The 13,920-nt window shown below is 58.4% G+C and carries 10 protein-coding genes and 4 tRNA genes; 3 read left to right on the top strand and 11 right to left on the bottom strand.

Annotation, left to right across the window (positions count from 1 at the left end; all coding sequences use genetic code 11):
* Window positions 1-10 precede the first annotated feature (10 nt).
* Complete coding sequence (locus L888_RS0101575) at window positions 11-1,660, top strand: RagB/SusD family nutrient uptake outer membrane protein (RefSeq protein ID WP_245594797.1); 1,650 nt, start codon at window positions 11-13, stop codon at window positions 1,658-1,660.
* 178 nt (window positions 1,661-1,838) lie between these two features.
* Window positions 1,839-3,200 (top strand): TrpB-like pyridoxal phosphate-dependent enzyme, encoded by a 1,362-nt coding sequence (locus L888_RS0101570; protein WP_027951601.1) that lies wholly within the window; start codon window positions 1,839-1,841, stop codon window positions 3,198-3,200.
* A 191-nt stretch (window positions 3,201-3,391) separates the two neighbouring features.
* Here L888_RS0101570 and L888_RS0101565 read toward each other — a convergent pair whose 3' ends face one another.
* The 3 genes from L888_RS0101565 to L888_RS0101555 all read right to left on the bottom strand — a co-directional run bounded on the left by L888_RS0101565 (window position 3,392) and on the right by L888_RS0101555 (window position 8,966).
* The gene (locus tag L888_RS0101565) at window positions 3,392-5,527 is read right to left on the bottom strand and encodes a DUF3857 domain-containing protein (protein WP_052323268.1); all 2,136 of its coding nucleotides are present in this window, start codon (window positions 5,525-5,527) and stop codon (window positions 3,392-3,394) included.
* An 83-nt stretch (window positions 5,528-5,610) separates the two neighbouring features.
* Complete coding sequence (locus L888_RS0101560; RefSeq protein ID WP_027951599.1) at window positions 5,611-7,413, bottom strand: transglutaminase domain-containing protein; 1,803 nt, start codon at window positions 7,411-7,413, stop codon at window positions 5,611-5,613.
* A 782-nt stretch (window positions 7,414-8,195) separates the two neighbouring features.
* Window positions 8,196-8,966, bottom strand: coding sequence for a gliding motility protein GldB-related protein (locus L888_RS0101555; protein WP_044126757.1), 771 nt, complete (start codon window positions 8,964-8,966; stop codon window positions 8,196-8,198).
* A 238-nt stretch (window positions 8,967-9,204) separates the two neighbouring features.
* Here L888_RS0101555 and L888_RS0101550 point away from each other — a divergent pair, with 238 nt between their 5' ends.
* A complete protein-coding gene (locus L888_RS0101550) occupies window positions 9,205-10,416 on the top strand; it encodes a DUF4861 domain-containing protein (RefSeq protein ID WP_027951598.1) in 1,212 nt (403 codons plus the stop codon).
* Between the two features lie 48 nt (window positions 10,417-10,464).
* Here the strand turns inward: L888_RS0101550 and L888_RS0101545 are convergent, their stop codons facing one another.
* From L888_RS0101545 to L888_RS0101510, 8 genes are all read right to left on the bottom strand, one after another.
* Complete coding sequence (locus L888_RS0101545) at window positions 10,465-11,049, bottom strand: 4'-phosphopantetheinyl transferase family protein (RefSeq protein ID WP_027951597.1); 585 nt, start codon at window positions 11,047-11,049, stop codon at window positions 10,465-10,467.
* A 22-nt stretch (window positions 11,050-11,071) separates the two neighbouring features.
* Window positions 11,072-12,379 (bottom strand): gliding motility-associated protein GldE, encoded by a 1,308-nt coding sequence (gene gldE, locus L888_RS0101540; RefSeq protein ID WP_027951596.1) that lies wholly within the window; start codon window positions 12,377-12,379, stop codon window positions 11,072-11,074.
* A 17-nt stretch (window positions 12,380-12,396) separates the two neighbouring features.
* Complete coding sequence (locus L888_RS0101535; RefSeq protein ID WP_027951595.1) at window positions 12,397-12,906, bottom strand: single-stranded DNA-binding protein; 510 nt, start codon at window positions 12,904-12,906, stop codon at window positions 12,397-12,399.
* Between the two features lie 10 nt (window positions 12,907-12,916).
* Complete coding sequence (locus L888_RS0101530) at window positions 12,917-13,468, bottom strand: hypothetical protein (RefSeq protein ID WP_005843786.1); 552 nt, start codon at window positions 13,466-13,468, stop codon at window positions 12,917-12,919.
* Between the two features lie 30 nt (window positions 13,469-13,498).
* Window positions 13,499-13,571 (bottom strand) — tRNA-Gly (locus L888_RS0101525).
* A gap of 16 nt (window positions 13,572-13,587) precedes the next feature.
* Window positions 13,588-13,671 (bottom strand) — tRNA-Leu (locus L888_RS0101520).
* 24 nt (window positions 13,672-13,695) lie between these two features.
* Window positions 13,696-13,777: transfer RNA gene (locus L888_RS0101515), tRNA-Leu, on the bottom strand.
* Window positions 13,778-13,816: 39 nt separating this feature from the next.
* Window positions 13,817-13,892: transfer RNA gene (locus L888_RS0101510), tRNA-Gly, on the bottom strand.
* Between the last annotated feature and the right edge of the window lie 28 nt (window positions 13,893-13,920).

Genomic DNA, 13,920 nt, shown 5'->3' with positions numbered 1-13,920 from the left:
ACTTTCCTCCATGACCCACCAACCAATCCCCATACACCTCATGCCCATCCGACATATACTCCCCCTGCTGGCAGCCTCCGTGCTGCTGACCTCCTGCCTGAAAGACGAGCCCAAGGGCCTGTTGCCCGAAGCCGAGGCCTACGACAACGCCGCCAACCTCTACAACAACGCCGTTGCCACCTTATATAATTATATAGGAGGCACCGCCGACTCGCAGGGGTTGCAGGGTACCTACCGCGGCGTGTACGACTATAATACCTTTACCACCGACGAGGCCATCCTCCCCACGCGCGGCGGCGACTGGTTCGACGGCGGCTTTTGGCAGAACCTTTACCTCCACTCCTGGACGGCCGCCGACCTGCCTTTACGCAATACTTGGGACTATCTTTACAAGGTTATCATGCTCTGTAACCACTCGCTGGCTCAGATTGAAGCGAACAAACAGCTGCTCACCACGGCTCAGCAGCAGTCCTACCGCGCTGAGGTGACGGGGCTGCGCTGCCTTTTCTACTACGAGTTGCTCGACCTTTTCGGCCGCGTGCCAATGGTCAAGACCGACGGAGCAGCCCTCAACGACGTGGTGCAAGTGGAGCGCAGCGTGCTCTTTCGCGACTTGGTGGAGGAGCTGCAAGCCTGTCTGCCCTATCTCGAAACCGGCCGCAGCAACTGGGAAGGCACCGACTACGGCCGGCTGACACGCCCCGTGGCCCAATTCCTACTGGCCCGTCTGTTGCTGAATGCCGAGGTCTATGCCGACGACAACTGGACCGACGCCCAACGGCCCAGCGGCCGCGACATCACCTTCAGCGTTGAGGGAAAGACGCTGAACGCCTGGGAGGCCTGCATCTATTACTGCAACCAGCTGGAGGCCGCCGGCTATCGGCTGGAGACCGACTATGCTACGAACTTCGCCGTACACAACGAGAACTCCTCGGAAAACATCTTTACCATCCCGATGGACAAGATAAAATACCAGCATCAGTTCTGGAATCTCTTCCGTTCGCGCCACTATGCCCACGGCTCGGCCATCGGCATGGATGCCGAGAACGGCTCGTCGGCCACGCTGGCCACGGTTCGCGCCTATGGCTACGGCACCGACAGCCTCGACCATCGCTACGCCCTCAACTTTTATTCCGACACGGTTCGCGTGGACGGCAGCGTCGTGCGGCTCGACAACGGCGAGGCACTGGTCTACCATCCACTCGTCATGGCCCTCGACCTCACGGGCTCGACCTACGAGAAGACGGCCGGCGCCCGCATGTCCAAATACGAAATAGACCGCAAGGCCCACGCCGACGGCAAGCTGCAGGACAACGACATCGTGCTCTTTCGCTTTGCCGATGTGCTGCTCATGCGGGCCGAGGCGCAGGTGCGCAACGGCGACAACGGCCAAGCCGACCTCGATGCCGTGCGTACCCGCGCGGGCATGCCGACGCGCCCTGCCACACTTGCCAACATCCTGGCAGAGCGGCGGCTGGAGCTGATGTGGGAGGGAAGCCGGCGGCAAGACCTCATCCGTTACGGCCTGTTTGCCGCCGCCTACGACCTCCGCCCACAGCTCGACGGCGAGGCTTCAGGCTATACCACGGTGTTCCCCATCCCCTCCAAGGCCATCGAACTCAACCACCGACTCACACAAAACGCGGGCTACCACCATTAGTCCGCACCGCCTCCACCCTGTCTTCACGGCATACGATTTGTCAGGCAAAAGCCGCTTTCGCCAAACAAAACGGCGATTCGTTGCGGTCTTTTGCCTTTTTTCGTTACCTTTGCATCGCGATACGGGGCACCCTCCGGCGCGTCGTCGCAAATCCAGATTAGCAACAAACCCTACAAATATGAGACAGAAGAAATTCATACTCCAGGAGAAAGACATCCCCACGCAGTGGTACAACATCCAGGCCGAGATGCCCAACAAGCCGCTTCCCCCGCTGAATCCGGCCACCAAGCAGCCGCTCTGCGCCGAGGACTTGGCCCATATCTTCAGCCTTGAATGCTCCAAGCAGGAGCTCGACGCCGAGCACCCGTGGATCGACATCCCCGAAGAGGTACAGGAGAAATACACCTTTTACCGCTCCACCCCCTTGGTGCGCGCCTACGCTTTGGAGCAAGCACTCGACACGCCGGCCCACATCTACTTCAAGAACGAGTCTACCAACCCGCTGGGTTCACACAAGGTAAACTCCGCCATTCCCCAGTGCTACTACTGCAAGCAGGAGGGCGACACCAACGTAACCACCGAGACCGGCGCCGGCCAGTGGGGTGCCGCGCTCTCGTATGCCGCCCGACTCTACGGCCTCGAAGCCGCCGTTTACCAAGTGAAGATCACGCTGCAGCAGAAGCCCTACCGCTCGATGATTATGCGTACTTTCGGCGCAACGGTCGAGGGATCGCCCTCCATGTCGACCCGCGCCGGCAAGAACATCATCACCGTAGACCCCAACCATCCCGGCTCGCTCGGCACGGCCATCTCCGAAGCCATCGAACTGGCCACTACCACACCGGGCTGCAAATACACGTTGGGCTCGGTACTCAACCACGTGGCCCTGCACCAGACGGTCATCGGACTGGAAGCTGAGAAGCAGATGGAGATGGCGGGGGAGTATCCCGACAAGGTGATTGCCTGCTTTGGCGGCGGTTCCAACTTCGGCGGCATCGCTTTCCCGTTCATGCGCCACCTGTTCGACGGCACCCACAAGAACACTGAATTCATCGCCGCCGAGCCCAACAGCTGCCCCAAACTCACGCGCGGCAAGTTCGAGTACGACTTTGGCGACGAGGCCGGCTACACGCCCCTGCTGCCCATGTACACGCTGGGGCACGACTTCAAACCGGCCAATATCCATGCCGGCGGCCTGCGCTATCACGGCGCCGGCGTGATTATCTCCCAGCTTATCAAAGACGGTTACATGCACGGCGTAGACATCCCGCAGCTCGAGACCTTTGCCGCCGGCGTGCTCTTTGCCCAGACCGAGGGCATCGTTCCCGCCCCGGAGAGCTGCCATGCCATTGCCGCCACCATTCGTGAGGCCCAGAAAGCCAAGGTCGAGGGCAAGTCGCCCGTCATCCTTTTCAACCTCTCGGGCCACGGACTCATCGACATGCCGTCGTACAACAGCTACATCAACGGCGACCTGACCAACTATATGGTCTCCGATGAAGAGATTGAACGCAACTTGGCCAAGGTGCCGCAGGTGTAGAACCCAAGCCATGCGGCCAGGCAGACAGAGGCGGAACTCTGCTGCCTGGCCGCATGTTTTTTATCGGACACAGCCTCCAAACACTCCGGCAGACACTTGCGTGTCTGCCGTTTTCATTCCCCGAAACGAGACGGAGTGGCTGTCTCCGCAATACAGCAACACGGCGGCCGCCCGTGGGCGGCCGCGTGCAATTACTTCTTGCGCAGCACCACCTGCTGCGAACAGAAAGTATAGGCGGCATCGAGCACCTCGAGCAGGCTCGGCCAGTTGGCGGCCGGCTCCAGCTGATGCTTGTACACCTTTCTGACCGTGAGCACGAGCTTGCCCCCGTCGAGCCGGGCGGCGGCCTCGAAACTGCCCGTGGCATTGTCCACATGGGCGCCGAGCCGCTGCAGGCTGGCGGCGTTCACCATGTAGCCGGCAGGGAGCTGCAGGTTCACCTCCACCTCGTAAGTCTTGGCAAAGGCACGCATGATGTCGCAATCGCGCGTGCGTTCGCGGCCCTCGATGTGGATGTGCCGGCCCAGCAACTGCCCGATGGACACCACCAGATTCTGCCCGGCCGTCTTCACCATGCCGTCCATCTGATAGTCAACAGTGTAGGCCAAGGGGCCGCCGTTCTCGCCCACCAACTCCACCTTGGTGCCTGTAATGGCCACAGGGGCGCGGTCATGATACTGCGTCACCTCGTCCCTGAAGTTGTCGGCAATGCGCTTTTCGCTGTTCTTCATGCCCTCGGCCGCCTTGTCTTTGGCGTTCTTGCCCGTGAAAAAGTCGACATAACGCGTGTAGCCGTAGGGCTTGCCCCAGCCCCGCATAATCTCGTCGGGCGTGGCATAGTCGTCAATGAGTCCCTCCTTGCAGCAACCCGTGAACTCCGATCGACGGCTGATGTTGAGGTGGCTGCCGTCGACAGTGGCCTGGACGGCGATGCGCTCCACGTTGTCCTGGGCCTGGCTGACCGGGGTGACAGCCTGTTCAAACGGGCCCTTGGCATAGTTGCCCTCGCCCGTATAGACGGAGGCCGCACGGCCTTGATACATGGACGGTATCATACTGGCACTCGCGGCGTAGCCCAAGGGCAGGTAGTAACGGCCGCTCTTAAGCCGCAGGGCCCAGGCCGCATTGCCGTAGCTGATGAGCTGGCCGAGGGGTTCCTTGAGCCAGCTGGTGACGAGCACGTGATCCATTTTCACGCCGCACTTCTTGAGAATGTCTTCCAGCGCGCACGGCAGGTCACGGTAGTCCAGATAGTCCTGGCGGTTCACCAGCGAGGACATGACCATGAAATTGTAGACGTGATCGGCCTTGGCCTCGTCGGAATCCAGCTTCTTGGCCTGGCCTATCACGTTCTTCAGATACTTGTTGAAGCTCCACTTACCCTTGTTATAGCTCTTCCACCAATTCCAGGCGTCCTCTTGAATGACGGTGGCGTCGGGGTTGGCGTGCAGCCCTTTGTCCTTGGTGCTCTTGGGCAGATAGCCCAGATCCACCTTGCCCGTCACGTAGAGCAGCGTGATGGGCGACATGCTGATGCTGTTGTAACCGTAGTCGGGCTGGGTGCGGTCCACGTTTTTCACCTCGGCATCCAGCACCACGTTGCCGTCTTCATCGGTCGAAGCCGTGAAGTCGGGGGCTCCGTTGAGCGTGCGGTACTGGGTGCAGAACTTGCGGTCGATGACACAATGCACCCGGTAAGAGAGCATGGGATAGTCTTCTTCAAACACAAATCTCATCGGGTCCACGTTCTCTTCCTTCACCTTGCTCTGGTAATAGGAGAACACGTCGATGAGGTCGCCCACCTGCAAGTTGGGCACGGCGAGCTTGGCTTTCTTCTCTTGTCCGCGCTTGCCTTCGGTCTCCGACACGTAGTCGTCGCCGCTCACCTCGGTTTCGCTGCCGTCGGGTTTGATGACGCGCACGCCCAGCACGTTGCGCACGTCGTCGGTGCCGAAGCCCGTGTTGAACTGCCGCCGGTAGGTGGAATAGTCGAAAGTGGAGAACTTCTCCAGCGAGGCTTTGTCCTGAATCTTCACCAGCATGCGTCGCAAGTGCCCGCTGTTCACCTGCTTCACCGAGTAACCGCTGGAGTAAATAGAGAACTTTCGTTTTTGGTCCACGCTCACTTCCTCGTAGGAGGCGAGTATCACGGCCGACTCATTCTTGTACTTGGCCGGCACGCTACGCGTCTTGAAGTCAGGCATGTCTCGGCTCCACACCTCTTTGCGCACCTGGGCGGCAAAGGCCTTGTAGTCGTCGTTGTCGAAGGCCCAGCCCGTCAGACAAGTGACGAGGAGCACAAGGGTAATCATGGCTTTTCTCATCATGGGAGTTGATGTTAGGTAATAAATGATAGCTGATGGTTGTTCTGTGGGGTAAATTGCAGAGGGGCCGAGACCCCGCCGGGCCGTCAGTGTCTGAGCACCAACTGGCGGTTGCAGGCATCCTGCCACCGGCTGATGGCCGTGTTCCAGGCCGGAATCTCGGCGCGGGGTATGCGGCGGCGGTTAATCTGCATCTTCTGGTGGTAGACAATGCGGCCTCCCTGCCGGCTGAACGTGCAGCTCAGCACGCCGCCGGGCAGGGTGAAGGTGGCCGGACGGGGCAGCTCGGCCACGCGGAAGCCGGCGGGCAGGGTGAGCACGGCCTGGCGCACGACGTTGCAACGCACGGGCAGATAGTAGTCGCCCACGCGGTCGGTGGTATCTATCCGACTGTCGAAGAGGTTGTTGTGAGGGTTCAGTTCCACATACACTTCGCCGTCCACGCGCTGCACGGCGGCCGTGTTGCTCACGTTGCCCTCGAACCGGGCCCACTCCTCGCGGGGGTCGCGGGCAATCCATTTCACGCCGCTCACGGCCATGCTGTGGTTGTCGGCATTGAGGTTGGCCCCCAGCATCTCGTCGTTGTCCTTGTTGCCCGCCTTCTCGGCCGAGGTCATAAACCACTCTTTCATGTCGCCGCGCAGCTGGTAAATGGCCTTGCCCACGAGGGCATCGCCCTGCAGCCGGTACTGGTAGCACAGGCTGTCGAGGGAACTGTCGGCCGGGCGCACGGGCACCGTTTGGAGCAGAGGCTTGGGCCCGTCCTCGATCATCGCCTGCGAACCCTGTATGTGTTGCGGCACGTAGGTGTAGGGCACGTACTTGCAGGTGGCGTCCAGATAGTAGTCGCGCCCCTTGTGGCGCACGGTGCAAATGGCGTGGTTGGTGGCGGCCAGCGTGGGCGCCTCGGTCATGGTGCAGGGTACTTCGTCGGTGCCGATGTCGGTAAGGCGGGCGTCGAAGCCCTCGGCGCGGAGCAGAGTCTTGAGCAACAGGGCCATGCCCTTGCAGTCGCCGTAACGCTTGCGCAGCACCTCGGCGGGGGTGTCGGGGCGGAATCCCGACATGCCGGCCTCGAAGGCCACATATCGGATGTGGTCCTGCACCCAATGATAGGTGTTGCTCAGCCGCTCCTCGTCGGTCTTGCAGCCGGCCGTGATCTCCTTGACCAGGGCCTCCAGACCGGGCACCGCGGTGTCCACGGCCGACATCTGGGCCGACCAAGTGTAGAAATCGTCCACACTGGGAAACGAACCCAGCACCATGAGATAGGGGAACACGTTGGAGGCCGGCGGCGTGTTTTCCTCGTCTTTCATGCGTGAGGCATGGTCGATGGTGTAGGTATAGACCTCGGCATCGACCGAGGAAGTGTGCGAGGCGGCGATGGGATAGCCCGCAAAGTTCATCTCCTTGATGCGGTAGCCCGACAGTGCACGGGGAATGGTGACGGTCACCGTCTTGTGCCGGATGAAGTAATCGTCGAGCAGATAAACGCGGGTAAAATACTTGATGTCGGTAAACGTGCGGCTCCAGCTCACCTCGCCCGTCTTGCCTTTCTTGCGGATGGGACAGGTGATGAAGCAGCCCTTGCTGTCATCGTAGAACACGTTCTCGGGCGTAACGTTCTTGTAAGTCTTCGTGCCGGGTGTGGAAACGCGTCCCAGCTCGATGTTGTCGCCATAGAGGGCTACGGTCTGGGCCGTCACCCCGACCGCCGACAGCGACTCGTAGGTCACGCTCGTCTTGTTCTTCACAACGGGATGACCGCCGTCCATCTGCAGGATGTACTGGTCTTCACAGTCAGCAATCACGATTTTGTCGTCCCATTGCTGGGCACGGGCTCCCAGTCCGCCGAGCAGGGCCAGACCGAGGAGAATGATTTGTTTCATTCGTTATTTGTTTCAGACAAGTTACTCTTTGTTACGTGCAAAGATAGGCGTTTTTTTGACATGTTGCACTTTTTCTCCCACTTTTTTCCCCATTTTTTTCGTCAGAAGCCCTCTCCGGCCATGCCGCGCCCCAGCCCTCGCACCCTTTTGCATGTATCTCCGCCTCTATGCCGACATGAGAAATGAAACAAATATTCAAACCATCAAAAGACAATACACAAGCCATCAAAACACAGAAAACCGAGAGACAACCATACAACGAGGCATGATGAGAAGGCGGCAACAAAATGGCAGCATCATCCTGACACGACAACCGCCCAACCACAACGCCGTAATCGCCCCACGATTACGGCAAAAAGGCAACGCGATTACGGCATAAAGCCCCTGCGATAACGGCCTAATCATCACGCGATTACACCGTAACACCAACTTGTCGACAGTGCCACGGCCGGGCAACAACAGTGCAACGCCCTCCCCTGTCATCGCCCTTATCACAGCCTATCACCTCTTATCCCCTCCTATTCAAGCCCACTCCCCAGCCCCCAAAAGCACCCCGCAACAGTCTGTCATCGCCCTTATCACCGCCTATCACTTCCTATCCCTCTCCTATCTAAGCCTATCTCCCAGCCCCCCAAACAGCCCATGGCCCCTCACCGGGGCCTCAAGCCACAGAAATCTACCGCACCACAGAGCCGGCAAACAACCTGGAGGCAATGCGAAATATAAGAATAAGGTATGGAAGAAAGACCGAACCGCGCCTCGTGCACCGTTCAGTCAAGTCATTATTGCATCTTGCTGTAGTCGTCGCTCTCGAGCAACTGGGCGATGGAGACCGAGGGATGGCTGTGCATGTAGCGGGCCACCATCGTGGTATAGTCGGTCCGGAACAGCTGGTTGCCCAAGGCCTTGTTCACCACCCACATCACTTTGCCCATGTGAAGGTCTTTCTCCAGCTGCGTGCGCGAGTCGTAATTGTCCATCGGGTAGAGGCTGAGCAGATAGAAAGAAAGGCAATCGGGCACGATGTAGCAACGGCCCATCGTGCGCAATTGCTCGGGCGAGTAGCCATAACGCTGGTAGATGGCATACCTGGGGCCCATGTATTTGTCGAGCGAGATGCCAATCATCTTGTCGCCAACGACGATGCTCTGGTTCAGCGCGCCTATCTGGGCGTACACGCGCGGCAGGGGCATCGTGGGCAGCCACTCCTGCAACCGGCCGAAGCCGTGCTCCAGATCGCGGTTGATGTCGTCCATATTGGCATACTCGGATTCGGCGTCGTTGATGAGGGTCTGCAGGGTGGAGTCCTGATAAAAGCGCAGGAAACGCTCGTAGATGTCGTGGTCGCTCACCTCGCCAATCTGTAGCATTTTCTCCACCAAAGTACGCGTTTCGATGGGGTATTCCATGTTCATTTGCTGCAGGGCAGAGAAGTCTCCCGTGATGAGATAACGGCTCTGCAGCCGGTCATATCGTTCCACCTTGATATGACTGGCATCTGCTTCATCGTCGTTGGGCTTGAGTTTGAACTCGCACGCAACGCAGAAGAGCATGGCTAAAAGCAATATGTAATAAACCTTGCGTACCAAATCTTTCGTCAAATATACGTGCAAAAGTACTAAAAAACATTTTAAACGCAAAGAAATAAGCTAAAAAACTTAAATATTTTCCCGTATTTTCCATTTTTAAGTTTATTTTTTTGAAAAATCGGCAAAAGTGTAGACGCACCGCCATGACTATGGGCAAAAGATTTCGTAACTTTGTCTGCAAAGACTAAAACAAGCCAAAATCATGAAACGCAAACTCGCAATGACGGCCGCATGGGCCCTGTGCACGGCCGTGGGCGCCCAGACCACGGTCAACTTGAAACTCTCCTCTCCCCTGGCGCGGCAGGATGCACCCGTCGTGCTCCGGCTGGCCCCCTACGGCGACGTGCGCTCGGCCGTGGTCACGGTAGACGGGCATGAGACGCCCTGCCAGATAGACGACCTCGACCAAGACGGCACCAATGATGAGTTGAGTTTCCTTGTAGGCTTCGACAAACGGCAGGTGCGACGGGCCGCAGTGACGCTCCATGCCGAGGGCGAGCCACGCCAATATCCGGCGCGCACCTATGCCGAGATAGTGTTGCGCAACCCTAAAGTGACCGAGAAGAACAAGCACGACATCTACCTCTCCTCCATCACCATAGACCGGCGCACGGCCAATCCCTACAACGTGCTCCACCATCACGGGGTGGCTTTCGAGAACGAACTCATCGCCATGCGCATCTACATGGACAAGCGGCAAACCCTTGATCTTTATGGAAAATTCCGCAAACGGCTGGAGCTTGAAGCCACGCAGTTCTACACCTCCAAGGCACAAAAGGCCGAGGGCTACGGCGACGACGTGCTGTGGGTGGGCAACACTTTCGGGCTGGGTGCCCTGCGCGGATGGGACGGCAAGGAGCCCACACTGCTCGACCAAGTGGCCCGCCGCACGCAGCGCATCGTGGCACAAGGCCCCGTGCGCACCATCGTGGAGGTGGAAGATGGGGGCTGGACCATCGTGCCGGACACCCGGCCGGTGAACATGACGCTGCGCTACACGCTCTATGCCAAGCACCGCGACATGGAGGTGGACGCCACTTTCAACCGCGATCTGGACGGGCAGGAGCTGTCGACAGGCATCATCAACGTGAAAAACTCCACGGAATATACCGACCACGACGGCCTGCGCGGCTGCTGGGGCACCGACTGGCCCTCCACCGACACGCTGAACTGGAAACGCGAGACGGTGGGGCTGGGCATCTATGTGCCGCGAGATTATCGCGTGCGCGAGCTGCCCGCCGACAAGGACAACTATGGATTCGTGGTGAAGCCCGTGGGCCGACACCTGCACTACGGCCTGGCCTACACCAGCGACAAAGAGGACTTCGGCTATCACTCGGCACAAGAGTGGACAGCCTTTCTGAAAGAATGGAAACGGGAAACAGAACATCCCGTTACCGTGGAAAAGGAGTAACGGGAGACGGTAGAACGGCCGCCGCTTCAATAGGAAGCAAAAGTGAGTTCAGTCCACGGCGTGGGTGAGCACGAAATCGCCGTTCAGCTCATAGTCCACCTCGACGCGGCGGGGATGTTTCAAGTCCTCCACCACCACCCGTCCCTGCGCTGCGGGCACGAACGGCAGGAGGCGCATCTCGAAATATTGCAGGTTTTCGCGGCCCAGTAGCTTGTACACCGTTTCCTTGGCGCTCCAGTTAATGAGCTGGCAGGCAAGGCTGTCGCCATCTTCGTCGGGCCGGACAAAACGGTCTCTGACCCGACTCACCCGATCCGAAAAGAACTCAATGTCTACGGCAACTGCCTTGCTGCGCGACTGAATCAAGGCTGCCCAGCCGCGCGTGTGGCTGATGCTGATGTTCCAGCCGTCGACCAGCGGCCGGCCCGTCTCGTCGTGGTCGATCACCAAGTCGGCCCGGCCCGTCATCTCGCGCAGCAGGGCATAGGCCGTGAGCCGCTCGCGCAAGCGGCTGGCCGAGTGGTAGCGCGACAGGTCTTCGGGCGGCACGGGCAGTGCGGCGACATCCTCCGTCATCTGCCACAAACCCAGACGGACATCGGCTCCAAGCTGTTGCAGTCGTATCAAGGGCATGGTATGGAATCCTCGGGCACGCTCAGCCCACCGTCACTTTCACCCGGCTGATGCGCCGTCCTTCCACGGCCATCACCTCGAAAGTGTAGTTCTTGTACTCTATTTTCTCGTGAATGCTCAGAAAATCACCCTTAAGTTCCAGCAGCAATCCGGCCAGCGAATCGGCATCGCCCTCCACTTCGGCAAACTCTTCATCGTCGATTTGAAGTATCTTGCAGAAGTCGCTCAGCAGCGTCTTGCCCTCGAAAAGGTAGGTGTTGTAGCTCAACTTGGAGTAGGTTTTCTCGTCTTCGTCGTACTCATCGTTGATTTCGCCCACGATTTCCTCGAGTATATCCTCCATCGTCACCAGTCCGCTGGTGCCGCCAAACTCGTCGACGACGATGGCCATGTGCACCTTGTTGCTCTGGAACTCGCGCAGCAGGTCGTCTATTTTCTTGGTCTCGGGCACGAAATAAGGCGGTCGGATGAGGCTCTGCCAGCGGAAACCGCCACCCTTGGACAAGTGGGGCAACAGGTCTTTGATATACAGCACGCCACGAATATGGTCGTCGTTTTCTTGATAAACAGGGATGCGGCTGTAGTTGTTATCCACGATACACTTCAGCACATCCTGATAACTGCTGTGAATTTCTATGCCCACAATGTCCTGTCGGCTGGTCATCACCTCCTTGGCCGTCTCGTCGCCGAAGCGGATGATGCCCTGCAACATGCTCTGTTCGTCCTTGATGTCTTCCTTGTCGGTGAGTTCGAGGGCCTGCTCCAGGTCGTCCACGCTGAGCTGTCGGTTCTCCCGGGGCACGGCCTTCTCGGCAATGACGCCACTCTTGATGAGCACCGTCTCGAGCGGCCAGAACAGTCTTCGGAAGAAGAGCACGCCGCCGATGGCGCGCCGGCAGAACTTCAACGGGTCCTGACGACCGTAGACCTTGGGCATAATCTCGCCGAAAAGCAGAAGCAGGAACGTGAGCAACACCGTGATGCAAAGGAACTCCAGCCACTCCACTTTGAAGTGAACCAGATGCCCGAAGATGTAGTTGCAGAGCATGATGATGGTCACATTCACGAAGTTGTTGGTGATAAGGATGGTGGCCAGCGTGCGCTCGGAGTCGTCGCGAAGCTGCTGAATGCGCGCGTCGCGGGCATCCTTGCCGGGGTTCAGGTCGTCGATGTCCTGGGGCGAGAGGCTGAAAAAGGCAATCTCCGAGCCGCTGGCGAAACCGGACAGCAAAAGCAGAAAAGCAGCCAATAGGGCTGCCACGACGATGCCTACGGTCAAGGGCTGGAACTCCACCCACTCTCCGGCCTGTTGTAAAGCTGAAATATCCAATGTTGTCAGTGTGAGATTTAGAAAGGCAGACCGCCGTCGTCGGGCGTTTCGGCCGCCGTCGGGGCTGCTGTGCCGGGCATGGACACCGGCTGGGAGCCGTCGGATGAGGGACGGGAACCGTTGCTCGTAGGACGGTTAGGGTCGGTTGCAGGACGGTTGGAGTCGCTCGCGGGACGGTTGGGGTCGGTTGCAGGACGGGTTTTCGGCGTGAGCATTTCCATATTTTCCACCAGAATTTCGGTCACATAGCGGCGCTTGCCCTGCGGATCATCGTAAGTGCTGTAACGCAGACGACCCTCTATGTAGAGTTTGTCGCCCTTGTGGACGTACTGTTCCACGATTTTGGCCAGCTGACGATAGAACAGCAGGTTGTGCCAATCGGTGTGATCGGGCACCTGCGTGCCGTTCTTCAGCGTATATCCCCGCTCTGTAGTGGCAAGCGAGAGCTTGGCCACGGCCTGGTCGGCATCGTAGTAACGCACGTCGGGCTCCTTGCCCACGTTGCCTATCAGCATCACCTTGTTCATCGCCGCAGCCTTACTTCCACATGCCCAGATACTTGAACCGGAAGTTCTTGCCCTTGGCCGAGGGGAATTGGCTGCGGGTATCCACCCGGTCACGCAGGTGTTCCACAATGCGATTGTAGCAGTCTTGTCCAGAGTTGGCCTTGCAGCGGGCCACGAAATGCGTGTCGCGATACTCGTGCTTGCCCGTCGAAGGAACCATCACCACCCGTTTGAAGTCAAGGTCGCCCTCGTACCAACCGGCGCGTTCTTCGACCAAGCGTGCCATCTGATTGTCGGCGGCACTGCGCCTGTCCTGCCCATTGCCGTTGCCCGAAGCGCGCAGACCCTTTTTCTGCTTGAAGTCAAGCATGGTGGCAGCCACCGTCTTGATGACGATGAAATACACATGAGCACGCACTTTGTACCTCTTGGGAAAGAAGACTTCACTGGCAGCATAGTCGCGAATATCGGCCTCTAGATCGGGAGTGACGGCTATCTCTTGGATGGATCTCAGAAAATCAATGGCTTCGTCAGCATTGGAAACAAGTGTTTCCTTATCGAAATATCTTAAATATAAATTCATGGATGGCGATGTTGCTCTAATAGAAAAACGAGCGGCAAACGAGACTCGAACTCGCGACCCCGACCTTGGCAAGGTCGTGCTCTACCAACTGAGCTATTGCCGCACACCAAAATTACAAGTGAAGAGGAGGAGACTCGAACTCCCACGACACAATTGTCACTACCCCCTCAAAGTAGCGCGTCTACCAATTCCGCCACCTCTCCAGCATGTAAATACTTTGAATAATGTGCCCAGAACAGGACTCGAACCTGCACGTCGTTAAACACACGCACCTGAAACGTGCGCGTCTACCAATTCCGCCACCTGGGCATGAAGGGTTCCCGACCCATCGTTGGTTTATTCAAAGTGTGGAGCGGCAAACGAGACTCGAACTCGCGACCCCGACCTTGGCAAGGTCGTGCTCTACCAACTGAGCTATTGCCGCATGGATTCTGTTTCCAGAAGCATTTCCC

The organism is Hallella seregens ATCC 51272, from assembly GCF_000518545.1.
Taxonomy (GTDB): Bacteria; Bacteroidota; Bacteroidia; order Bacteroidales; family Bacteroidaceae; genus Prevotella; species Prevotella seregens.
This window is presented reverse-complemented; position numbering and strand designations above follow the sequence as displayed.